The organism is Maricaulis sp., from assembly GCF_048268525.1.
In the GTDB taxonomy this organism is placed as follows: domain Bacteria; phylum Pseudomonadota; class Alphaproteobacteria; order Caulobacterales; family Maricaulaceae; genus Maricaulis.
This window is the reverse complement of sequence record NZ_JBLWVH010000011.1, coordinates 56,013-78,661: the sequence shown is the minus strand read 5'-3', so window position 1 is coordinate 78,661 and position 22,649 is coordinate 56,013. Positions and strand designations below refer to the sequence as shown.

23 protein-coding genes and 2 tRNA genes are annotated in these 22,649 nt (G+C 64.3%); 20 read left to right on the top strand and 5 right to left on the bottom strand.

The window, feature by feature from the left end; genetic code table 11:
- From pip to ACN0X9_RS07635, 3 genes are all read right to left on the bottom strand, one after another.
- Positions 1–1,015, bottom strand: a 1,015-nt coding sequence (gene pip / locus ACN0X9_RS07645) for a prolyl aminopeptidase (RefSeq protein ID WP_417487019.1), incomplete at its 3' end; no start/stop codon positions are given.
- On the bottom strand, positions 1,012–1,479 hold the full coding sequence (locus ACN0X9_RS07640) for a hypothetical protein (RefSeq protein WP_417487018.1): 468 nt from the start codon (positions 1,477–1,479) through the stop codon (positions 1,012–1,014). The genes ACN0X9_RS07640 and pip, both read right to left, overlap by 4 nt.
- 374 nt (positions 1,480–1,853) lie before the next feature.
- Positions 1,854–1,928: transfer RNA gene (locus ACN0X9_RS07635), tRNA-Thr, on the bottom strand.
- A gap of 104 nt (positions 1,929–2,032) precedes the next feature.
- Between ACN0X9_RS07635 and ACN0X9_RS07630 the strand changes: the two genes are divergently transcribed.
- The 11 genes from ACN0X9_RS07630 (at position 2,033) to ACN0X9_RS07580 (ending at position 8,007) form a co-directional block, all read left to right on the top strand.
- The gene (locus ACN0X9_RS07630; protein WP_417487017.1) at positions 2,033–2,242 is read left to right on the top strand and encodes a hypothetical protein; all 210 of its coding nucleotides are present in this window, start codon (positions 2,033–2,035) and stop codon (positions 2,240–2,242) included.
- Between the two features lie 99 nt (positions 2,243–2,341).
- Positions 2,342–3,613, top strand: a complete 1,272-nt coding sequence (gene murA / locus ACN0X9_RS07625; protein WP_417487016.1) for a UDP-N-acetylglucosamine 1-carboxyvinyltransferase — start codon at positions 2,342–2,344, stop codon at positions 3,611–3,613.
- Between the two features lie 16 nt (positions 3,614–3,629).
- The gene (locus tag ACN0X9_RS07620; protein WP_417487015.1) at positions 3,630–4,091 is read left to right on the top strand and encodes a DUF2948 family protein; all 462 of its coding nucleotides are present in this window, start codon (positions 3,630–3,632) and stop codon (positions 4,089–4,091) included.
- On the top strand, positions 4,088–4,570 hold the full coding sequence (locus ACN0X9_RS07615; RefSeq protein ID WP_011643068.1) for a UPF0262 family protein: 483 nt from the start codon (positions 4,088–4,090) through the stop codon (positions 4,568–4,570). The genes ACN0X9_RS07620 and ACN0X9_RS07615 overlap by 4 nt, the downstream gene beginning before the upstream one ends.
- Positions 4,567–5,001 (top strand): low molecular weight phosphatase family protein, encoded by a 435-nt coding sequence (locus ACN0X9_RS07610; RefSeq protein WP_417487014.1) that lies wholly within the window; start codon positions 4,567–4,569, stop codon positions 4,999–5,001. The genes ACN0X9_RS07615 and ACN0X9_RS07610 overlap by 4 nt, the downstream gene beginning before the upstream one ends.
- Positions 5,002–5,133: 132 nt before the next feature.
- Positions 5,134–5,352, top strand: a complete 219-nt coding sequence (infA, locus tag ACN0X9_RS07605; protein WP_011643070.1) for a translation initiation factor IF-1 — start codon at positions 5,134–5,136, stop codon at positions 5,350–5,352.
- A gap of 24 nt (positions 5,353–5,376) precedes the next feature.
- Positions 5,377–6,003, top strand: a complete 627-nt coding sequence (locus ACN0X9_RS07600) for a Maf family nucleotide pyrophosphatase (RefSeq protein ID WP_417487013.1) — start codon at positions 5,377–5,379, stop codon at positions 6,001–6,003.
- Entirely contained in the window at positions 6,000–7,073 is a 1,074-nt protein-coding gene (locus ACN0X9_RS07595; RefSeq protein ID WP_417487012.1) for a ribonuclease E/G, read from the top strand. Before ACN0X9_RS07600 ends, ACN0X9_RS07595 begins: the two co-directional genes overlap by 4 nt.
- Before the next feature lie 42 nt (positions 7,074–7,115).
- A complete protein-coding gene (locus ACN0X9_RS07590; protein ID WP_417487011.1) occupies positions 7,116–7,283 on the top strand; it encodes a DNA gyrase inhibitor YacG in 168 nt (55 codons plus the stop codon).
- 136 nt (positions 7,284–7,419) lie between these two features.
- A tRNA-Phe gene (locus ACN0X9_RS07585) sits at positions 7,420–7,494 on the top strand.
- Between the two features lie 252 nt (positions 7,495–7,746).
- A complete protein-coding gene (locus ACN0X9_RS07580; RefSeq protein ID WP_417487030.1) occupies positions 7,747–8,007 on the top strand; it encodes an excalibur calcium-binding domain-containing protein in 261 nt (86 codons plus the stop codon).
- Positions 8,008–8,154: 147 nt separating this feature from the next.
- On the opposite strand, the gene ACN0X9_RS07575 is transcribed toward ACN0X9_RS07580, so the two are convergent.
- Positions 8,155–9,255: an NADH:flavin oxidoreductase gene (locus ACN0X9_RS07575; RefSeq protein WP_417487010.1), complete on the bottom strand. Its 1,101-nt coding sequence runs from the start codon at positions 9,253–9,255 to the stop codon at positions 8,155–8,157.
- 162 nt (positions 9,256–9,417) lie between these two features.
- Here ACN0X9_RS07575 and ACN0X9_RS07570 point away from each other — a divergent pair, with 162 nt between their 5' ends.
- From ACN0X9_RS07570 to ACN0X9_RS07550, 5 genes are all read left to right on the top strand, one after another.
- The gene (locus ACN0X9_RS07570; protein ID WP_417487009.1) at positions 9,418–10,422 is read left to right on the top strand and encodes an ATP-grasp domain-containing protein; all 1,005 of its coding nucleotides are present in this window, start codon (positions 9,418–9,420) and stop codon (positions 10,420–10,422) included.
- Positions 10,419–11,738 (top strand): bifunctional folylpolyglutamate synthase/dihydrofolate synthase, encoded by a 1,320-nt coding sequence (locus ACN0X9_RS07565; RefSeq protein ID WP_417487008.1) that lies wholly within the window; start codon positions 10,419–10,421, stop codon positions 11,736–11,738. The genes ACN0X9_RS07570 and ACN0X9_RS07565 overlap by 4 nt, the downstream gene beginning before the upstream one ends.
- A 61-nt stretch (positions 11,739–11,799) precedes the next feature.
- Complete coding sequence (locus tag ACN0X9_RS07560) at positions 11,800–13,293, top strand: flavin-containing monooxygenase (protein ID WP_417487007.1); 1,494 nt, start codon at positions 11,800–11,802, stop codon at positions 13,291–13,293.
- A complete protein-coding gene (locus tag ACN0X9_RS07555) occupies positions 13,290–14,123 on the top strand; it encodes an SDR family NAD(P)-dependent oxidoreductase (protein ID WP_417487006.1) in 834 nt (277 codons plus the stop codon). Before ACN0X9_RS07560 ends, ACN0X9_RS07555 begins: the two co-directional genes overlap by 4 nt.
- Positions 14,124–14,132: 9 nt before the next feature.
- Positions 14,133–15,107 carry an alpha/beta fold hydrolase gene (locus ACN0X9_RS07550; RefSeq protein WP_417487005.1) on the top strand — a complete coding sequence of 325 codons (975 nt, stop codon included), beginning with the start codon at positions 14,133–14,135 and terminating at the stop codon, positions 15,105–15,107.
- A gap of 231 nt (positions 15,108–15,338) precedes the next feature.
- On the opposite strand, the gene ACN0X9_RS07545 is transcribed toward ACN0X9_RS07550, so the two are convergent.
- Positions 15,339–18,779 (bottom strand): pyruvate carboxylase, encoded by a 3,441-nt coding sequence (locus ACN0X9_RS07545; RefSeq protein ID WP_417487004.1) that lies wholly within the window; start codon positions 18,777–18,779, stop codon positions 15,339–15,341.
- Between the two features lie 681 nt (positions 18,780–19,460).
- Between ACN0X9_RS07545 and ACN0X9_RS07540 the strand changes: the two genes are divergently transcribed.
- The 4 genes from ACN0X9_RS07540 to ACN0X9_RS07525 all read left to right on the top strand — a co-directional run bounded on the left by ACN0X9_RS07540 (position 19,461) and on the right by ACN0X9_RS07525 (position 22,582).
- A complete protein-coding gene (locus tag ACN0X9_RS07540) occupies positions 19,461–19,850 on the top strand; it encodes an ArsR/SmtB family transcription factor (RefSeq protein WP_417487003.1) in 390 nt (129 codons plus the stop codon).
- A complete protein-coding gene (locus ACN0X9_RS07535) occupies positions 19,847–20,440 on the top strand; it encodes an SRPBCC domain-containing protein (RefSeq protein WP_417487002.1) in 594 nt (197 codons plus the stop codon). The genes ACN0X9_RS07540 and ACN0X9_RS07535 overlap by 4 nt, the downstream gene beginning before the upstream one ends.
- 2 nt (positions 20,441–20,442) lie before the next feature.
- Positions 20,443–21,012, top strand: a complete 570-nt coding sequence (locus ACN0X9_RS07530; protein ID WP_417487001.1) for a DUF4287 domain-containing protein — start codon at positions 20,443–20,445, stop codon at positions 21,010–21,012.
- A gap of 310 nt (positions 21,013–21,322) precedes the next feature.
- Positions 21,323–22,582, top strand: coding sequence for a threonine ammonia-lyase (locus tag ACN0X9_RS07525; RefSeq protein WP_417487000.1), 1,260 nt, complete (start codon positions 21,323–21,325; stop codon positions 22,580–22,582).
- Positions 22,583–22,649 lie beyond the last annotated feature (67 nt).

Below are 22,649 nucleotides of genomic sequence, written 5' to 3'. Positions count from 1 at the left end.
AGATACGGGAGACCCCGGCATCGACAAGCGAGTTCAGCTCGGCCTGGCTGACCTCGGTCATGCCGTGCCCATTGATCGCAACCAGCCGGAAATCGGCGTGCGGACAGGCCGCGGCGAGGTCAAAGGCGGTGCGGGCCGGGCACACCATGTCGTAGCGGCCGTGCAGGATGCCCATCGGAATGTCCGCCAGCCTGTCGGCCTTGGCCAGCAATTCCCCCTCTTCGAGGAAGCACCCCTGGCTGAAATAATGCGCCTCGATCAGCGAGTGGGCGGCGACAAAGCCGGCGCCCCGCGTCGCCAGTCCGGCCCGCACCGCCTCCGGCGGATTATCGAGATAGGAGAGGCGGTCCTCATACTCGGTCCAGCGATAGACGGCCGAGCGGCGCAGTGTTTCGAGCGGGCTCGACAGGTCGGCCAGGCCTGCCAGATCCGGAAGCCCGCGCGCGATTTCGTCCTGCATCTCGGCAAGATACCAGCGCATGATCGCCCTGGGTGAAGCCCGCTCTGCCTGCGGGACCGGCGCGATGAAAGTGGCGAAAGCGTCGGGAAAGAGGGTCGGCGCGCCGTCCGGGCTGTGCCACCAGTCGAGTTCAACCGCGCGAGCGGTAAAGATGGCGCCGACAATGAGCGCTTTGACGACCTGTGGATGCGCCTCGGCATAGGCCAGCGCCAGCGTCGATCCCCAGGACGGGCCGAACACCATCCAGCGTTTGATCGCGAGGTGTTGGCGCAGGGCTTCCAGATCGCCGACCAGGTGGGCGGTCGTATTGGCTTTCAGCGACAGGTGCGGCGTCGAGCGACCGGCGCCGCGCTGGTCGAGCAGGATGATGCGGAAACGCTGCGGGTCGAACATCTTCCGGAATTTGTCGGAAATTCCTGATCCCGGACCGCCATGCAGGACCAGCAGCGGAATGCCGTCCGGGTTTCCGGCGCTTTCCCAATAAATCGCATGCCCGTCACCGACGTCCAGATGGCCGCTCTGGTGCGGCGTGCAGGGCGGGTGGAAGGCGCTCATCGGGTGTTGGTCGCGGGGGAGGCTGCAGGCAGCGGAGCCAGGTCGACCCTTTCGAGCGGTGTCGAGGACGGCGCGACGGTCGACTGATAGGTCGCGGTCGCGCCCTGGAAACTGACATGCACCGTCCACGCACAGGCGGCCGTGCTCGCTTCCGGTTCCGGCGAGACCGTCGCGGCGAGTTCATGCAGGAGCACATCCGGCCCGTCGGCCAGGGGGCTGAATTCCAACCGGTACCCGGTCGCCGCATAGCGCGTCTCGATCAGCTCGCGCGCATGTAGCAGGTCCAGCGGACAGGCGTGTCGGTCCGCCATCCGTTCGGTCATGTTCAGAATGGAATAGATGACAGGAACGGGTTCCGCCTCGGCATGCATGCTGGCGCTGGTGGTCACCATCGCGCCGGCACCCAGTACAGCTACGCCCAGCGCACTCAGCGCCCGCACCCCGTCTGATTGAAAAGCCTGCAAACCCCGCCCCATTCACCGCCGGGCATTACGACAACCCGCCGCGCCCCGACCTCCCGACAGCCAATACCAGACAACGCCATCGCGGCAAGGGGCGGGGGCGAGTCATTTCTGGTGCCGGGCGCAGCGTGATCCATAAAGCGCTTGCCGAGAGACCGGCGTATCCGGTTCTTGAGGTCAAGGGCGGCGCAGCCGGCGCTTCGCGGTTACACCCTTGAGCTCAAGAACCGGATACGGCCCGCTGGCTGACAAGCGATTTATGGGGCGCCCCGCGCTTGGCGCCGCATTCACACCCAAGATCGCAGCCGGGCCCCTGGCCGATGTTCCGATCTTTGATTGTGTAGTGATTTGCCCAAGCAATTTCAAAAGCTTGAAAATGGTGCCGCTAGAGTGAATTGAACACTCGACCTCTCCCTTACCAAGGGAACGCTCTACCCCTGAGCTATAGCGGCGCCGGGTTGCCTTTCGGCGAACGAGAGCCGGGCATATAACGCAAGCCTGAGCCTGCGCCAAGTGTGTCTTGACGTGATGTGCAGCGTTCGCCATGACCAATTGCATGAGCAAGCCCAGCGATCCACCCGCCACACCGCCGCGCGCCAAGCGCGACAAACCGGACCCCAATTCCCGGGAGGCCCGTCTGGCCGAGGCTTTGCGCGCCAATCTGCGTCGCCGCAAGGCGGCGGTGCGGACCCCGGTCGACGAGGGATCGGAAAATGACAGCGACGCTGCACAAACTGCCTCAGAAAAACCCGCCAGCCCGTCATAATGCCGCCCGGATCGGGCACTGGGATGGGGCGCACACCCAATCACGCGCGTCTCGCGTTCCCGTCCCAGGGTTTTCTGCCTGGGGGTTGAAGGAGTACTCATGGACCGGATTGTCATCCAGGGCGGCGCCCGCCTTGAAGGCCGTATTGAAATCAGCGGAGCCAAGAACTCCGCGCTGAAGCTGATGGCCGCGGCGCTGTTGACCGATGAGCCGGTGATTCTCACCCGCATGCCGCGCCTGGCCGACAGCCGTTTTCTCGGTCATCTGCTGGAAAAGCTCGGGGTCGAGGTCTCCGATGGCCAAGACGCGCAGCTGCGTCTGCACGCGGCGACCATTGCCGACACGTTCGCCCCCTACGACCTGGTCCGCAAGATGCGGGCGAGCTTCAATGTGCTGGGCCCGTTGCTGGCGCGCGAAGGCCATGCCCGTGTTTCGCTGCCGGGCGGCTGTGCCATCGGTGCGCGCCCGGTTGATCTCCACCTCAAGGCGCTGAAGGCGCTGGGCGCGCAAATCGAGATTTCCGAGGGCTATGTCTCGGCCAAGGCACCGGCGGGTGGCCTGGTCGGCGGCGAGATCGATCTGCCCTTTGCCTCGGTCGGCGCGACCGAGCACGCCATGCTGGCCGCCTCCCTGGCCCGCGGAGAGACCGTGATCGAAAATGCCGCCCGTGAGCCGGAGATCGGGGATCTCGCCGATTGCCTGACCGCGATGGGCGCGACGATCGAGGGCGCCGGTACTTCAACCATCCGCATCCAGGGCCAGTCTCGCCTGTCCGGTGTCACCCACAAGGTGGTCGCCGACCGGATCGAGACCGCCACCTATGCTCTGGCTGTGGCCGCGGCCGGTGGTGATGCGGTGCTGGAAGGGGCCGTGCTGGCTCACAACAAGGCGCTGTGGTCGTCGATGGCTGAGGCGGGCGTGACAGTTGAGGCCGTGACCGACGGTGTCCGTATCGCCCGCAATGGCAGCCGTCTCAAAAGCGTTGATATCGAGACCCAGCCCTTTCCGGGCTTTCCCACCGATGCCCAGGCGCAATTCATGGCGCTGATGTCGCTGGCCGATGGATCATCGGTGATCCGCGAAACCATTTTCGAGAACCGATTCATGCACGCGCCGGAACTGGCCCGCCTGGGCGCCGACATCACCGTGCATGGCAATGAGGCCGTGGTGCGCGGCGTCGAGCGCCTGCGCGGAGCGCCGGTCATGGCCACCGACCTGCGCGCCTCGGTCAGCCTGGTCATCGCCGGTCTTGCAGCGGAAGGGGAAACCGTGGTCAATCGGGTCTACCATCTTGATCGCGGGTTTGAACGGCTGGAAGCCAAGCTGACCGGCTGCGGTGCCCGCATCGAACGGCTCCCCGACGGAGCCTGAACCACAGGACGAACGGATGACAGCTCCCTTGCGGCTGACGGCACTGGACGAGCCCGATCTCGAAGCCATTTCGGCAGCCCTCCAGGACGCTGTGGCGTTGCTGGGTGATTTCGAGCACTCCAAACGGCTGCGATCCTTCACCATGGCCTTCAACCGCTTTTGCTGGGAGGCCGGACGGCGCGACCGGCGTGTCCGTTCCGGTGTCCAGATTGGCCATGTGACGGCGGCCCGCTCGCGCAATATCCGCCAGGGCGCCGAGGATGCGGTGGTCAGCCTGCTGGCGATCCGATTCGAGCCAGGCGAAATGCCGTCGGGGCAGGTGGTCTGCACATTTTCCGGTGGCGGCGAGCTGCGGCTTGATGTCGAATGCCTGGACGTGGTCCTGGTCGACCTGTCGCGCCCGTGGCGGGCGTCAGCGCGGCCACACCATGAAACCGCCGATATCGGTGAGCCGGACGAAGAGACCCAAGCACCATGAGCCAGTCCGACGACAGGATAGTCCGCATCGACCTCGACGGGGCCAGCATGGGACCGGGCGATGTCAATGCCGACCACGAGCGCCGCGTCGCCATCGCCGACCTGTTGGAAGGCAATCGCTTCCGTCCGGATGGTGAGGTCGATGGCCCCTACGCATTGCGTCTGGCCATCGAACATGACCGGCTGGTTTTCGATGTGCGCCTGGAAGACGACACGCCGGTGCATGGCTTCATGTTCGCGCTGGGACCGCTGCGCCGCATTGTGAAAGACTATTTCCTGATCTGCGAGAGCTATTACGAGGCTGTGCGCGACGCGCCGCTGGAGCGGATCGAGGCGATCGACATGGCCCGGCGCGGTGTCCACAACGAAGGCTCGACCCTGTTGCGCGAGCGCCTGGTCGGCAAGATCGATGTCGATTTCGACACTGCCCGGCGCCTTTTCACCCTGATCTGCGCCCTGCACAGGCGGGCGGCGTCATGAGCCTGCCCTCGGTCCTGTTCGTCTGCGGTCGCAATGCCATTCGCTCGCCCATGGGCGAGGGGCTGTGGCGCCTGCGCTTCGGTCCCGACGCCATTGCCCGCTCCTGCGGCGTCATCCCGGCGGCCTTTGTCGATCCTTTCATGGTCTCGGTCATGCTCGAAAAGAAGGTCGATCTGGAAGACTTCTCGCCGATTGCCCTCAATGGCGTCGGCGACCCGCCGGCCGACCTGATCGTGTCGCTGTCGACCGCCGCTGACCGGATGGCGAAAGAGTATGCCGCGCGCACCGGTGCCGAGTTCCAGGCCTGGCCGATTCCCGACCCCAGCGAGACCGGCGGCAATCGCGACATGAAGATCGCCGCCTATCGCGAAACCCGCGACGCCATCGCCGCCCGTGTCGCGCAGTGGCAACCAACGCCTAAAAGCGCTTGAGTCTCGACTTTTGCCCGCAAGGGGGAGTATACAGCGCGCTCCGGTGCGCGGGCTGCTTGGCAAGTCTGCGGTAGCACCCAGAATTCTAAGCCCCCACAGGGTCAGACCGCAGGGTCAGAAACGAGGAGCCGCATGGCGAAAGAAGAACTGTTGGAGTTTCCGGGCGAAGTCACGGAACTGCTTCCGAACGCGACCTTCCGGGTCAAACTCGAGAATGAACACGAAATCATTGCCCACACTGCGGGCAAGATGCGCAAGAACCGTATCCGCGTACTCGCCGGCGACAAGGTCCTGGTCGAGATGACGCCCTATGATCTGACCAAGGGCCGGATCACCTATCGCTTCAAGTAAGCTCCATTCAGGTGTGGTGACGCGATGACGCTGGCCGACCCGGCACTTCCCCGCCCGCGCCTGATTCTGGCCAGTGCCTCGCCCCGTCGCTTCGATTTGCTGAGCGGGGCGGGACTGAGCCCCGACGCGGTCGAACCCACCCATATCGACGAGCACGAGATCCCGGGCGAGCTGCCCGGGCCGCTGGCGTTGCGCCTGGCGCAGGAAAAGGCCATGGCCCATCCCGGCAGCGATGACGGCTATATCCTCGCGGCCGATACGGTCGTTGGCGTCGGTCGCCGCATCCTGCCCAAGACCGAGACCGAGGCCGAGGCGCGGCGCTGTCTGGATTTGTTGTCGGGCCGCAATCACCGGGTCTTCACCGGTATTGCCGCGCGGGCGCCTGACGGGCGGTTTGCCGCGCGGGTGGTCGAGACCCGGGTCAAGTTCAAGCGCCTGTCAAAGCCGGAAGTCGACGCCTACATCGCCTCGGGCGAATGGCACGGCAAGGCGGGCGGTTACGCCATCCAGGGCCGGGCCGGATGTTTCGTGATCAATCTGATTGGCTCCTTTACCGGCGTGGTTGGCCTGCCACTCTATGAAACCGCCAATCTGCTGACGGGGCTGGGCTATCCGGTCACCGCGCGGATCGGCGAGGGAGGTTCGGCATGAACCGGCAGATCCTGATCGAAGAAAACATCGGCGAGACCCGCGCCGCCGTGGCCGAGAATGGCCGCATCGTCGAGCTTTACCTCGACCGCTGGTCGGAAGCCGGTCAGCGGGTCATCGAGGGCGAGATCTATCGCGGCCGTGTCCGCCGCGTCGAGCCGGCCCTGAATGCCGCCTTTGTCGATCTGGGTGTCGGCGAGGAGGGTTTCCTGCCCTTCGGCAAATCGGGCCGTCCCAAAGGACTGCATGAAGGCGCCGCCATTGGCGTGCGCATTGCCCGCGAAGCCTATGCCGAGAAGGGCCCGAATCTCGGTCTGGTCGAGGTCGAGCCTGGTGAGGCGCCCGATTGCCTGGAACCGGCCGAGATCCTCGCCCAGCGCCTGGTCCGCACTTTCGGCGATGCCGAAGCGCAATGGGCCGACGAGACCGATTTCGACCTTGAGGCCGCCTTTGATGAAGCGCTTGAGCCACAGGTCGCCATTCCCGGTGGTGGTTCGCTGTATATCGAGACGACGCGGGCGATGACGACGATTGATGTCGATGCCGATGGCCGCAAGGGCCAGGGCAATGCCGCCCAGCTGGCTGTCCAGCTCAACAATTCCGCCGCCAAGGAGGCCGCCCGTCAGGCCCGCATGCGCGGCATTGGCGGAATCCTGGCCATCGATTTCGTACATATGCGCGGGCAACCGGACCGGAAGGCCGTCGAACAGACCCTGCGCGGGGCCTTTCGCCGTGACCGGGCCAAGGTCGACATCGCCCCGCTGTCGCAGTTCTGCATTGGCGAGGTTGCCCGTCAGCGGCGCGGTCGCACCCTGTCGGAAATCATGCTGGAGGCGAATGGCCGCCCGACTGTCGAAACCGCCGCGCTGACGGCCTTGCGCCGCCTCGACGCGGAAGCCCGGTCGGACCGCTCGCGCAAGCAGCGCCTGACGGTTGGCACCGAAGTCTTCAACTGGCTCGATGGCGATACCATCGCCTGGCGCGCCGCGCTGACCGAACGCATCGGGGCCCGCTTTGAACTGACCGAAAATCCGGAGCTGGCGCGCGATGCCTGCCGTGTCGGTCGCGCCTGACCCTATCCGCCCTGTCCGCCTCCCCATAAAGGAGACCCCGCCATGAAATGTCCGATCTGCCGACAGCCGGCCGACCCCGAATTCAAACCCTTCTGTTCCAAGCGCTGCGCCGATGTCGATCTGGGTAAGTGGGTCAGTGGTTCCTACGCCATTCCCGGCGAGCCCGCCGACGTCGCCGAAGACAATCCTCCGGCCGAGGAAGACCAGTAGGGGCACGCGCGGGCCCCTGTGGCGACCCGAGCTGCCACCGGTTGTGATTTCGCTGAAAAGAGCCATGGACACGCCTCCATGACCGACCTATAAACCGCGCTCTCGATTGGCTGCCGAGGCAGCTGCTCGACACGGTGCCCGGGTAGCTCAGGGGTAGAGCAGCGGATTGAAAATCCGCGTGTCGGTGGTTCAATTCCGCCCCCGGGCACCATTTATTTCCCATAACATTCCTGGTTGATGAGTTCGCACCCAGATCGGTTCGTGCTTCACGACGTGTTTACCAGCCTGACGCGACCTCCGTGTCCGGTCGGGATGACATGCGTATTGTTGCTGTACGAAGGTCACAGGAGTGGGTGTGTCGCAACAGACAGTCTTTGATGGGGCGGCCGCGAAGGATCGGCGACTGAAGGCGTTGAACCGCAGGTTTCGGCGAGTGTCCGGGCCGGCGTGGCGACGGTTCGGGATGCGTCGTGGGCTGAGGCGTTGGCGCAGGCCCGTTGGGGTGTTCGTGGTGTTGATTGTTTTGGCGCTTTGCGCCGTCGTCCTTGTCAGCCCATGGCCCTTGCCGGTGACGCTGCGCCACCTCGCCGCTGTTCGCAATTGCAGCGATGCCAGCGGCTTGGGGCTCGCGCCTGCACGTCGCGGGGAGCCAGGCTATTGGTCCCGCCATGACCGCGACGATGACGGCATCGCTTGTGAGGCCTGGCCGAAGCGCGATCAGTGAATGACGGGATGGCGCGGGTGCCGGTGTTCGCACCAGGACTCAGCCTGTCGAGCTTGGGTGGCCGACTTCCAGTCATTCCGGTGTTGCCAAGAAAAAACGCCCGACCAAGCGGCCGGGCGTTTTCGTGTCAGCTTCCGGTGATTGGCGTCACACCAGCTCCTTCAGCTTCTCGGCGCTGAAGTCTTCCAACTCGTCGAAGCGTCCGTCGCGGACCTTGGCGGCCCATTCCGGGTCGGAGATGAGGGCGCGGCCGACGGCGACGAGGTCGAACTCGTTGCGTTCCATCCGTTCGATCAGCCCGTCCAGCGAGGCGGCCGGTGAGCCTTCGCCCATGAAGGCACCGATGAAGTCGGAGTTGAGACCGACCGAGCCGACGGTGATGGCCGGCTTGCCGGTGAGCTTTTGGGTCCAGCCGGCCAGGTTCAGGTCCGAGCCTTCAAATTCCGAGATCCAGAAGCGGCGGGTCGAGGCGTGGAAGATGTCGACACCGGCATCGGACAGCGGACCGAGGAATTCGCCGAGCGCGTCGGGCGTGTCGGCGAGGCGGGCATTATAGTCCTGCTGCTTCCATTGCGAATAGCGCAGGATGAGCGGCAGGTCGGCCGGGATCTCGGCGCGGATGGCCTTGATGATCTCCTGCACGATGGTGGTGCGCTCGGTCAGCCCTCCGCCATAGCGGTCATCGCGCTGGTTCATGCCTTCCCAGAAGAACTGGTCGAGCAGATAGCCGTGCGCGCCATGCATCTCGATGGCATCAAAACCGATCTCGGCGGCCGCTTTGGCAGCCTTGGCAAAGGCGGCGATGGTGTCGGCAATGTCCTCGGCGCTCATCGGCTCGCCGACCTGTTTGCCGCCGGGAACAATACCGGACGGGCTGTCGGATTTGGCGTCGGGGTGGGGGCCGGTGCCCGGCTTGCGGGCGAGGCCGACATGCCAAAGCTGCGGCGCGATCTTGCCTCCGGCCTTGTGGACCGCATCAACGACGCTTTTCCAGCCGGCCAGTGAGTCGGGCTGATGAAAATTCGGTATGGACGGGTCGAAGCTGGCGCCGGGCCGGTCGACGGTCGTGCCCTCGGTGATGATCAGGCCGACCGCGTTCTCGGCGCGGCGACGGTAATAGTCGACGACAGGCTGGCCCGGAACGCCATCAGGGCTTTTGGAGCGCGTCATTGGCGCCATCACGATGCGGTTGGGCAATTGCAGGGAGCCCAGCGAGAAGGGCTTGAAGAGGGCGTCGGTCGAGGTCATTCAGTTTTCCTTGGAGAAACGGTCAGCGCTATCAAATAGGGAGGTTTTCGCGAAAATCGACCCTTGGGTATGTATCTGACCCATGCATTTTGCGGCGGTGCGGCATCCGGCGAACGTCATGCCGCTGTTTCCGCGCCTGCGGCGTGGATGTAGAAGGTCGACATGCAATCAATGGCCACTCCTGACCGGACCCCGTTCAATACCCGCCTGGTTCGCACGGTGTGCCAGCAGCAGGGTTGGCGCTTTGTCGATCTGGATGGCGACGAGGGTTATCTCTTTGCGGTCGAGGCCAATGGGCGCCGAGTCCATTGCGGTGCCGGCGCGATCTGTGCCTATCCCGGCAATCACGCCACCGCCTACACTGTCGCGCGCGACAAGGCTTTCACGGCGGCAATTCTCGCCGAAGCCGGCCTGCCTCACATGCCCACGGCCCTCTACTTCCTGGAAACGACGCGTCGACACCTGCGGGCGCCCGGGCGCGAGCGCAGCGATCTCGAGGCTTGGGGGGCGACGGCGACCTATCCGGTTTTCGCCAAGCCCAATCGCGGCGCCCATGGCGATTTCGCCGAACAGATTCGAGACCATCACGCCTTGCTCGACTATCTGGTCCGGGTCGCGCCTGTGCATGACCAGATTGTCGTCCAGCCCTATCTGGAGGCGCCGGAATTTCGAGTGCTGGTTGTTGCGGGCGAGGCGCGGTTCCAATACCGCAAGATCGCCGGCGGACTCGTTGGTGACGGCCGGTCAAGCTGGCGCGCGCTGTTCGATCGCCTCAACGCGCATTTGCGCGAGGACGCCTTGAGCCCGGTCCCCGTCACTGATTTCGCCGCTGGCCTGGATGCATGCGGGCAGGGCGCTGATGACATTTCCGCCGTGGGCGTGACCGTGCCACTCGCTGGCCGTGGCAATCTGGCGACCGGTGGTTATGCCGAAGGGTTCACCACCCGGGTCGAGCCGGCCCTGTCCGAACTGGCCGTCGCAGCGACGAAGGCGCTGGGACTGGACGTCGCCGGTGTCGATCTGCTGATGCCGGCTCCGGGCGGGCCTGTCGTGCTGGAGGTCAATGCCAATCCCAGCTTCGCCTCGCTCGAAACGATCGGCGAGCATGCGGTAGCCGAGGCGCTGTGGACCGACATCCTGGCTCGCGCCTTGGCGGGTGCGCCATGAAGACCAGCACGCTTGATCTGCCCCGCTTCGGCGCGGGTATCGGACTGGCCCGCACCGCGGCCATCGCGGCGCGTCTGGGACTTGATCTTCCCGTCATCGGTCGCCGTGCCGTGGTGATCGCAGGCAGTAATGGCAAGGGCAGTGTCGCCCGCATGCTGAGCGGGCTGTTCCAGGCCGCCGGCGAGCGGACGGGCCTGTTCACCTCACCCCATCTTCATGCCTTCAACGAACGCTTCGAACTGGCCGGCGAGGCGATCGCCGACGACATCCTGCGCGGCCTGGAGGCGCGGGTCGGGGCGGCAATACGCGACCATCTTGCCGAATATCCGGGCGACCAGGCCTGTGCCTTCGAGGCCGGTTTCCTGACAGCGTTGTTGTGGTTCGAACAGGCGGGCGTCGAGCGCTTGGTGATCGAGGCGGGCATAGGCGGGCGCTATGATCCGACGCGGCTCCTGCAAGCCCCGCTCATCGCCCTGGTCAGCCTGGACCGCGAACATATGCCGCTGCTGGGTCACACCTTGCGCGAGGTGGCCCTGGACAAGCTTGACGTGGCCCCGCCCGGCGCGCGCCTTGTCATCGGCCGCAGTTTTGAGGACGAGCGCGCCGCGCTGGCGGTGATGGCGGATCTCAAGCCGGTCCGCCCGCTCTGGGTCGCGGACCGCTACGACCGGTCGGTCAGTGACGACACGTTGGCGGGGCATCACATCACCGTCGACCAGCGACAGCGCGGCCCGTTGCGTGTCTCGACGCCTTTGCATGGCCGGTTCCAGGCCGACAATCTGGAAGTCGCACTCGAACTCTTTGCCGAGGCGCGACCCGACCTGTTCGCCAGCGGCTGGCCCGGCACAGTCACGGACGCCCTGGCCCGCTGTTGCAACCCGGCGCGGATGGAAGTCCTGCCGTCAGGCGCCGGAGATCGAGACGGCACACCAGGCCTGATCATCGATGCCGGACACACCCCGGCGGGTATTGCCGAAGCTGTAGCAGGGGTCACGACCTTGCTGGACGGGCGGCCGGCGCGGCTATTGCTGGCCATTTCGGCCGACAAGCCGGTTGACGACATGCTCGACCGTCTGGCGCCGGAATTTGACGATGTCGTCGTGTCGGCGCTGCCAGGCGGTGTGCCGGCGGCGTCGCTGGAGGCGGCCTTCCGTCAGCGCAATCCGCTCGCCCGGTTGCAGCTGGCGCAGACCGCGGAGCAGGCCATCGCTGCCGCGCAAAAGCCGCAGGATGGCCGGGTGCTGGTGGGGCTGGGCGGCCTGTTCTGGGCAGCGGCGCTTCGTGAAGCTTGGCTGATCACCCATTCCGGCGCTTGAAACGACTAGCAAACAGTGTTCACTTTTCCTACACTGCCGAAGACACGGTATGGGAGCAGACATGTCCGAGAACGAATTCGATGTCCTGATCGTCGGGGCCGGCCTGTCCGGTATCGGGGCCGCCTATCACTTGCAAACCCGTTCTCCCGGACGCAGCTACGCCATCCTCGAATCGCGCGATGCGATCGGTGGGACATGGGACCTGTTTCGCTATCCCGGTATCCGGTCCGACAGCGACATGTACACATTCGGTTATGCCTTCCGGCCCTGGACCGGCGGCAAGGCTTTCGCGGATGGTCCGTCAATCCGCCAGTATGTGCGCGACACGGCAAGCGAAAGCGGGATCGACCAGCATATCCGTTTCGGTCACCGGGTCGTCGCCGCAGACTGGCACAGCGCGTCGGCGCGCTGGCAAGTCACCGCAGTGGATGGAGATGGCCGGGAGCAGGTCTTTAAGGCCCGCTTTGTCATCCTGTGCTCGGGCTATTACCGCTATGAAAAAGGCTATCTCCCGGAATTCGCCGGATATGATGACTTCAAGGGCGAGATCGCTCATCCGCAATTGTGGGACAGCGAACTCGACTATGCCGGCAAGCGTGTCGTGATCATCGGATCCGGTGCCACCGCCGTGACCCTTGTGCCGGCGATGGCCGACACGGCCGCGCACGTCACGATGCTGCAAAGGTCACCGACCTATATCGCGTCGCGCCCGTCGATCGACGGGCTCGCGGTGTCGATGAGCAAGATGCTGCCGGCCAAGCTCGCCTACCTGATCGCGCGCATCAAGAATATCGGCGTGTCCATTCTGACCTATCAGCTCTCGAGGCGTTGGCCCGACTTCGTGAAGAAGGGCGTATTGAAAGCGGTCAAGGCGGAGCTGGGTGAGGGCTTCGATGTCGAGAAGCATTTCACGCCCAGCTATAATCCCTGGGACCAGCGTTTCTGCCTCGCTCCGGACGGAGACTTCTTCAAGACGCTGAAGTCCGGAAAGGCCGACATTGTCACCGACCATATCGAGCGTTTCACGCCGACCGGTATCCAGCTCAAGTCCGGCGAGGCCCTCGAGGCCGACATCATCATTCCGGCGACCGGTCTGGAGATGCAGCTGGCAGGTGGTGCCCGAATTTCGCGCGACGGCGTGGAGGCCGACCCGGCCGATCTCTACACCTATCGCGGCATGATGCTGGGGGATGTACCCAATCTGGCGCTCGCCTTCGGCTATACCAATGCCTCGTGGACCCTGAAGGTCGATCTCACCTGCGAGCGCGTCTGCCGGATGCTCAACCACATGGAAAAGACCGGGACCGACATCGCGGTGCCGCAGGTGCCGGACGACATCAAGCCCGAGCCGCTGCTCGACTTCTCGTCGGGCTATGTCCAGCGGGCCATTGCGCATCTGCCCAAGCAGGGCGATCGGGCGCCCTGGAAGACCTATCAGAACTATGTGCAGGACATGCTGGCGATCCGCTTCGGCAAGCTTGAGGACGGTTATATGACTTTCTCCAAAGCCCCCGACCCGGTCGGTCAGCGGGCAACCCGGGAAGCCGCGGAATGAGCGGCCGTTTCGACTATTCCGGCCGCACGGCGCTGATCACCGGCGCCGCCAGCGGGATTGGTGCAGCACTGGCGGCGGGGCTGGCTGCCCGCGGTGCCGGCCTCATCCTGGTCGACGTCAATGCCGACGGGCTTGAAGCCGTCGCCGCGCCCTTGCGGGCGGATGGATGTGCGGTCTCGACCTTCGTGGCCGACATGGCCGATGCCGCGGTCATTGCCCGGCTGGCAGAGGATGTCGACGCGACGGACACACCGGTCCACCTGCTCTTCAACAATGCCGGGATCGCGCTGGGCGGGATGTTCGAGGAGGTCGACATGGCCGATTTTGAACGCCTGCTCGATATCAATCTTTATGGTGTCATCCGCATGACGCGGGCCTTCCTGCCCAAGCTGCGCGCCGTTGATGAAGCCCATATCGTCAATATTTCCAGCATCTTCGGTATTGTCGCGCCAGCCGGTCAGGCCGCCTATTCGACGGCCAAGTTCGGCGTGAAGGGCTTTTCCAACGCCTTGCGGCACGAGCTCGCCGGCTCATCCATCGGGGTCACCACGGTGCATCCGGGCGGCGTGGCGACGCAGATTGCGGCGAGCGCCAAATCGCCACCGGGGGCGTCTCCTGAAGAGATGGAAGCGGCCCGAAAGCAGACCCAGCGCCTGCTGGTCATGCCGCCAGCCGAAGCGGCGCGGATCATCCTTGATGGCGTCGCCCGCCGGAAGCCCCGCATCTTTGTCGGCCGCGATGCGCACACCATGATGTGGATCGAACGGATTTTCCCGACCCGCTACTGGTCGCTCATGCAAAAAATGGTCGGTGCCAAGCGCGCCTCCTAGGGGATTGTCATGTTTGAAACTCTGATCGGTGTGATCACCGGGATCGTCGTCACCGGCCTGTTGGTGCTGATCATTGCCCTCATCATCGCCTGGCGCTTCAGCCACATGGTGGCGAAAAAGGTGTCGGCCGCCCTGCCGGCCAAGGGCCGCTTCACCGAGGTGTCGGGCGGACGCCTGCACTGGATCGAAAAGGGCGAGGGGCAGCCGGTCGTGATGATCCATGGCCTCGGCGGCAATCATCACAATTTCACCTATGCCATGACCGAGCGCCTCGCCGCTGCCGGCTATCGCGCCATCGCCGTCGACCGTCCCGGCTGTGGCTGGTCCGAGCGCGACAGTGACGAACAGGCCCGAATTCCGCAGCAGGCCCGCATGATCGCCGAGATGCTGGACAAGGAGGGCATCGAAAAGCCGCTCCTGGTCGGTCATTCGCTGGGCGGCGCCGTGTCGCTGGCCCTGGCCGTGAATCATCCCGAGCAAGTCGGCGGTCTGGCGCTCGTTTCGGCGCTGATCTCGCCGCCCGACGCGCCGTCGGAAGCCTTCGCCGGGATCGATCTCGCCAATCCCGCCATGCGCCGTTTCGTGGCCGAGACCCTTGCCATCCCGATGTCGATCCGCAATGGCGCCAAGACGCTGGCGATCATCTTCGGACCGGACCCGGCACCGGATGATTTCCGCGTCCGCGGTGGCGGCCTTTTGTCCCTGCGACCGGATGCCTTCTACGCCGCCGCGACCGACATGGCTGCCGTTGGCAAGGACATGCACGCCATCACAGCCCGGATCGGCGAGATCCAGGTGCCGGTCGGGATGTTCTACGGCATGGATGACCGTATCCTCTCCGCGCCCGAGCAGATCGCCGCGCTGACTGCAGCCGTACCCGATGCCGACGTCGAAACGATGGAAGCACGCGGGCACATGCCGCTGGTGATCGAACCGGAACGGCTGGAGGCGTTTGTTGTGCGCATGGCCGGGAAGCTGGGTTAAGGGGCGTTGCTCCTGAACCAACTCCCACATTGTCATCCCGGTCACCCGCCTCCGCGGGTGCCGGCTCCTATCCTGCGAAAGCATGCCGCAGGCGCCGCTACGCGGTTCCACCCTTGAGCTGAAGAAGCGGAGACGGCCTGCTGGTTGACAAGTGATCTATGGTTGGCTCCGCGCAGGGCGCCGCGCGTAAAACAAGGTGTTCCCTATCCTTGGGGAGAAGGACGCGCCGGCTCACTCCACCACGGCCAGCAAGTCCTTGGCGTCGACCTGGGCACCCGCGCTGATCGGCAGGCGCTTGACCGTGCCGGCCTGGGGCGCGGTGATGGAGGTTTCCATTTTCATCGCTTCCAGCGTCATCAACAGGGTGCCAGCCTTGACCGTATCGCCCTCCTTCGCGGCGACCGTGGCGATCAGACCGGGCATCGGCGCGGGAATGTGAGCCGCATTGGCCATGTCCGCCTTTTCATTGGCGACAACGGTGGAGGCGACTGACTTGTCGTCGACGCGGACCACACGCGGCTGGCCGTTGAGCTCGAAGAAGACCTCGCGCAGGCCGGCATCATTGGGCTCGCCGATCGCCATGAAGCGGATATTGAGCGCCTTGCCGCGGTCGATCTCGACCGAGATCTCCTCGCCCGGTTCCATGCCGTAGAAGAAGACGGGCGTGGGCAGGCGGTCGACGCGACCGAACTCGCGTCGGTGGTCCTCATAATCGGCGAAAACCTTGGGGTACATGATCGCAGAACACAGGTCGTTATCATTCACCTCGCGCTCGCCATGACCCTTGATGGTCTTGCGAACGGCGTCGAAATCGACCGGGTCGAGATGCTGGCCGGGACGGTCGGTGCGGGGTCTTTCGCCTTTCAGCGCCTTGGCCTGAAGGGCCGGCGGCCAGCCACCCGGCGGTTGACCAAGGTCGCCGCGTAACAAGCCGATCACGCTTTCCGGGAAATTGATCTCTGTATCGGGATCCAGCACATCCTCTGGCGTCAGGCCGGATGACACCATGTAGAGCGCCATGTCGCCGACGACCTTGGAGGAGGGCGTCACCTTGACGATATCGCCGAACATCATGTTCACCGCAGCATACATCTTGGCGACTTCATGCCAGCGCTCGGCCAACCCCATCGAGCGGGCCTGTTCCTTCAGATTGGTGAATTGCCCGCCCGGCATTTCGTGCAGATAGACTTCCGATGCGCCTGCCCGCAGGTCCGGCTCGAAAGCGGCGTATTGGGTGCGCACGTCTTCCCAGTAATCCGAGAAGCGACGGATCACCGCCGGATCGATCCCGGTGGCGCGATCGGTATCGCCCAGCGCCGTGACAATCGAGCCGAGATTGGGCTGTGAGGTCAGGCCGGAAAAACTGTCCATGGCGGCATCGACAGCATCGGCACCCGCCTCGCAGGCCGCCAGAACCGTTGCAGCGGCAATGCCCGACGTGTCGTGGGTGTGATAGTGCACCGGCAGGCCGGTCTCGTCCTTGATGGCGCTGACCAGGGTGCGGATCTGGGCCGGACGGCACAGGCCGGCCATGTCCTTGATGCCGATGATGTGGGCGCCGGCGGATTTGAGCTCACGGGCGAGGCCGAGATAATAGTCGAGCTGGTATTTTGGCCGCTCGGCATGACCCAGATCGCCAGTGTAGCAGATCGCCGCCTCGCACAGGCGGTCGGTCTTGAGTACCGACTCCATGGCGATTTTCATGTTGTCAGCCCAGTTGAGGCTGTCGAAGACGCGGAAGACGTCGATCCCGGTCTCGGCCGCCTGTTTCACAAACAGGTCGACGGCATTGTCGGGATAATTGGTGTAGCCGACGGCGTTGGAGGCGCGCAGCAGCATCTGCAGCATGACATTGGGCATGCGCTGGCGCAGATCGGCGAGCCGGTCCCAGCTGTCCTCTTTCAAAAAGCGTAGGGCGACATCAAAGGTCGCGCCGCCCCAGCATTCGACCGAGAACAGCTCGGAGAGGTGTTCAGCATAGGCTTCCGACACCTGCACCATGTCGTGCGAGCGCATGCGGGTCGCCAACAGGGATTGGTGACCATCACGCATGGTGGTGTCGGTGATCAGGACGCGTTTTTGCGCCAGCATCCAGTCGCGAAATCCCTCCGGGCCCAGCTGGTCGAGCAATTGCTTGGTACCATCCGGCGCTTTTCCGGTGCTGGACGGTGGTACCGGCGTAACGGCATGGCTGGGCGGCAGCGGCCGTCCGGCGACTTCCGGGTTTCCGTTGACTGACACGTCGGCGATGAAGCCGAGCAGGCGGGTCGCGCGATCACGGCGCTTGGGAAAGTCGAACAGGGCCGGCGTGGTGTCGATGAAGCGGGTGGTGATATTGCCCGACACGAAGTCCGGGTGATTGATGACGTTTTCCAGGAAGGCGATATTGGTCGAGACGCCGCGAATGCGAAATTCGCGCAGGGCCCGGTCCATCCGGCGTACAGCCTCTTCCGGTGTCGCCGCCCAGGCCGTGACCTTTTCCAGCAGGCTGTCGAAATAGCGGGTGATCACGGCACCGGAATAGGCGGTGCCGCCATCGAGACGGATGCCGAAACCGGTGGCGCCGCGATAGGCGGTGATGCGGCCATAATCCGGGGTGAAATTATTCTGCGGGTCTTCCGTGGTGACCCGGCATTGCAGGGCGTGGCCGTGCAGGGTGATTTTCGACTGTTCGGGGACACCGGTCTCTGACTCTATACCGATATGACCGCCACGGGCGATCTGGATCTGGGCCCTTACAATATCGATACCGGTCACTTCCTCGGTGACGGTGTGCTCGACCTGGACGCGCGGATTGACCTCGATGAAGTAGAATTTCCCGGTCTCGGCATCGAGCAGGAATTCCACCGTTCCGGCGCCGCAATAACCGGCATGGCGCACCAGGCGCAGGGCGGCGTCGCAGATGGCTGTGCGGGTGTCCTCACCCATGTCCGGCGCCGGGGCACGCTCGACGACTTTCTGGTTGCGGCGCTGGACGGTGCAGTCGCGCTCAAAGAGGTGGACCAGGTTGCCATGGCTGTCGCCGAGGATCTGGACCTCGATATGGCGGGCCTTGCGGATCAGTTTTTCCAGATAGACTTCGCCATTGCCGAAGGCCGCCTCGGCCTCGCGGCGTCCGGCTTCGGCCTGGGCGTGCAGCTCGCTGGCATCCTCGATCACCCGCATGCCGCGACCACCGCCGCCCCAGCTGGCCTTGAGCATCAGCGGATAGCCAACAGCCTCAGCCATCGACGCCCAGTCATCCGGTGCGTCGGGCAGGGGACCGGTAGCCGGCACAACCGGCACCTCGGCCTCGACCGCCATGTTGCGGGCGGCGACCTTGTTGCCAAGGGATTTCATGACGTCTGGTGACGGCCCGATGAAAGTCAGGCCGGCCGCGGCGCAGGCCTCGGCGAAATCGGGGTTCTCCGACAGGAAGCCATAGCCAGGGTGGATCAGCGTCGCGCCGCACTTCTTGGCAATCGCGATGATGCCGTCGATATCCAGATAGGCTTTCACCGGGCCCAGACCGGCACCGACCCGATAGCTCTCATCCGCCTTGAAACGGTGCAAAGCGAGTTTGTCTTCCTCGGCATAGATCGCGACCGTGCGCAGGCCGAGCTCGGTGGCGGCGCGCATGATGCGGATAGCGATTTCACTGCGATTGGCGGCGAGGAGTTTTTCGGTGGGCACGCGGCGTCTCCCGATAGGGTCAGGGGTGGCGCGCGCCGGTCAGCGCGCTGGTAACGTTACCATACAAACCGCTTCGCGCGGCCGATGGAAGCGAAATGTTGCACTGCGAAAGCAGAGGGTGACGCGTTTTGAGGTCGGCGGCAAGGGAGACCGGATCGGGGCGCGGACGAGGTTTTCGGTCACCTCGCCGACACAGGGATTTACCCCTCACCCTGACCCTCTCCCAGGGGAGAGGGAAGTCGCAGGGGCGGGATTATGTGATCTCGTCCGCCTTGGCCTGCGTCGGCCAGACGCGCGGTGCGCACACGCCGGCATACATGACTTGCCGGGAGAAAGCCGTATCCGGTTCTTGAGGTCAAGGGCGCCGCAGGCGCCGCTTCGCGGGCATGCCCCTTGAGCTCAAGAACCGGATACGGCCCACTGGCTGACAAGTCATGTATGGGCGGGTCCGCGCCGGGCGCCATACCAAAACGAGTCTCGGTCGATTTCGACAGTGTGGCGTCTCCAAGTCACAGTTACCAAGACAATCATCCCTGGCGAGATGTCCTGTCCAGAAAGACTCAATGCATCCAAAATATGTAAGGTATTTGCACGGTTTTTGTCGGATGAGAGTCGTTATTTCCGCTATGGCTTGCCAATTTGAACCTAATATGTAATATATTCATTACATGAGGTGATGAGATGATGTCTCCGGACACGATGGATGCGGTTTTTCAGGCGCTCGCCAGCACAACGCGGCGCGAGATGCTCGATATCGTCCGCAATGAGCCGGGATGCTCGGTCGGGGCGGTTGCCAGCCATTTCGATGTCAGCCGGATCGCTGTGATGCGCCATCTGACCGTTCTGGAAGAGGCCGGTCTCATCATCTCGGACAAGCGGGGTCGGACGCGGCATCTCTACATGAATGCCGTACCGATCCAGATGATCCATGACCGGTGGACGAGCGAGTATTCCGCGCTCTGGTCCGGTCGCATGCTGGATATCAAATATCTCGCCGAACAACGCCGTGCCCGCGACGGCGATGCGTCGGAGGCGGACGAAATTGCTCACACGAAGGGGGAGCCAGGATGAGTGAACCACAAGCCAAAAGCCTGTCCGGAGAAATCCGGACATCCATGTACCGGGTCGTGATCCGGGCGACGATTGACCAGGTCTGGTCGGAGCTGATCCGCACCGACCGGCCGATGCCCTTTTTCTTCAACGGTCAGTACGACACGCCCGGCCTGGGTGAGGGCGCGGCCTTTGCCATGCGTACGCCGGACGGCAAGCACACGCTGGTGATGGGCAAGGTGATCGAGTTCGAACCGCCGCACCGCTATGCCCACACTTTCCGCTTTACGACGTCGGATGATCCGGTTTCGATCGTGCGCTATGTCCTCAAGGAGGTCGAAGGCGGGGTCGAGTTCACGCTGATCAATGAGCATTCGGCGGCCGACGAGGTCTCCAAGTCCGAGAAGCAGATGGCCCAGGGCGCGAAGTTCATCTGTGAGAACCTCAAGGCACTGGTCGAGACCGGCAAGGCGACCATGGGCGGGCGGATGATGCTGTTCATGTTTTCCTTGATGGCGCCGATGACGCCCAAGGCGGCGCTGTCGAGCAATTGGCCGCTTGAGCGGGCGCCGGACCTGTCTGAAATTCCTGCGGCCACAGAGGAGGCCTGATCATGGCTGCATCACCGGAAGACATGGCGCGGTCAATGATCGCCAACATGCCGGAAAAGACCGGCAAGCCGCTCGGCGACTGGGTCGCCATCGTCAAGGCTAGCGGTCTGGAAAAGCATGGCGAGATGGTCAAGCTGCTCAAGACCGAACACGGCATGACCCACGGCTTTGCCAATCTGGTGGCGCATGAAGTGAAGAGCGGGGTCGTCTCGGCCCCGGCTGCCGCCACGGATCTGGTCGAAGCGCAATATGCGGGCGGCAAGGCCGGTCTGCGTCCGATCTATGACGCCCTGACCTCCGCCGCGACCGGCTTTGGCGGCGATGTCGAGCTTGCTCCAAAGAAGGCCTATGTCTCGCTGCGCCGGGCCAAGCAGTTCGGCCTGATCCAGCCCTCGACCAAGACGCGGGTCGATCTTGGCCTCAATCTCAAGGGGGTCGAGCCGGTCGGTCGGCTCGAGGCGTCGGGCTCGTTCAATGCCATGTGCACGCATCGTGTCCGCCTCGATGGACCGGCCGCGGTCGATGCGGAAGTGATCGGTTGGCTCAAACAGGCCTATGAGGCGGCAGGCTAGGTGGAAGGCGTCCGATTTGCCACTGGACAGACCTTGCGGGCGCGGGCATGTTGCGGGTGAAATTTTGTTGGAAAGAGACGTCATGCGTCTGTTGGCAGGTAAAAACGTGCAAATGACCGGGGCGAGGCACATGTGCGCGCCGGTCGGTGCCGTGCGCCGCCTTCCCATCATTTCGATTACCACCGTCATGGCGCCTTCAGGAGCGATGACAGCCACGACCTGACCCCTTTGACTTAGGTATCGTGCCGTTTCACCCCGCTCCTGGTCACAGGAGCGGGGTTTTTTCTGCGCGGTATTCCGGAGACCACCCATGTCGCTGACCGCCTCTTTGCGACACTGCCCAGCCGAGGACGCCGCCGCGCTCTCCGCCGCGTTCGACCATGTCGATGCCCTGCGGCGGGACGGGTTTGGCGGTATATTGCGCGCGCCGATGATCGCATCGCCGGTCCTGTCCGCGAGTGCGGGCTGCGAGCTGAAGGTCAAACTGGAAAACCTCCAGGTCACAGGCTCGTTCAAGGAGCGCGGCGCTTTTGCCCGCTTGGCCGCCCTCAGTCCGGATGAGCGCCGCCGCGGCGTGGTCGCGGCCTCAGCCGGCAATCATGCCCAGGGCGTGGCTCGCAGTGCCGGGGCGATGGGCATCGCGGCGCGGATCTACATGCCGATCGGAACGCCGACGGTGAAGGTCAATGCCACGCGGGCGCTGGGAGCCGAGGTCGAATTGGCCGGAGAGGACTTTGATGCCGCAAAGGCACTCGCTGTCGCGGCGTCGACGTCCAGCGGCGCCGTGTTCATCCACCCGTTCGACGATCCGGTCGTGCTGGCGGGGCAGGGCACGGTGGCGATGGAGATGCTGGAGGACCAGCCCGACCTGGATGTGCTGGTCTTCCCGGTCGGCGGCGGCGGGCTGGCGGCCGGGGCCGGACTGGCCGCAAGGCGGATCAAGCCGGAGATCGAACTGGTGGGCGTGCAGTCCGACCTCTTCCCGGCCTTCGCCAATATTTTTCACGGTACTGACCGGCCGGTCGGCGGTTTCACCCTGGCGGAGGGCATCGCCGTGCGTGAGCCGGGGACGCTCACCAGCGCCATCCTGAAAACCGTGCTCGATGATGTCCTGCTGGTCGACGAGCGCCAGATCGAGCACGCCCTCAATCTCTTCATCGCCCAGATGCGGGTGCTGCCTGAAGGGGCGGGCGCGGTCGGTCTGGCGGCCGTGTTGGCCAACAAGGCGCGCTTTGCCGGCAAGAAGGTCGGCCTGGTCCTGTCCGGCGGCAATGTCGATACGCGGCTTTTGTCGTCCTTGCTGTTGCGCGATCTGGCCCGGTCGCGCCGGCTGGCCCGCTTTCGCATCGAGCTGGTCGACATTCCCGGCCAATTGTCTGCCGTCTCGGAAATCATCTCGGCGGCCGGTGGCAATGTCACCGATGTCGCTTATCACAAGACCTTTTCCGACCTGCCGGCCAAGGTGACCTATATCGACATCTCGCTGGAGGCGCAGGACGGCGCCCATATGGACCGGATCCAGGCGGCGCTGCAGGCGGCCGGCTTCCGCGTCGAACTGGCGGGCTACTGAGCTGATCTGCCCATCGGGCTTTGAAATGTCACATCCGGCCGTTACCGGTAACGGCAACGAAATACAC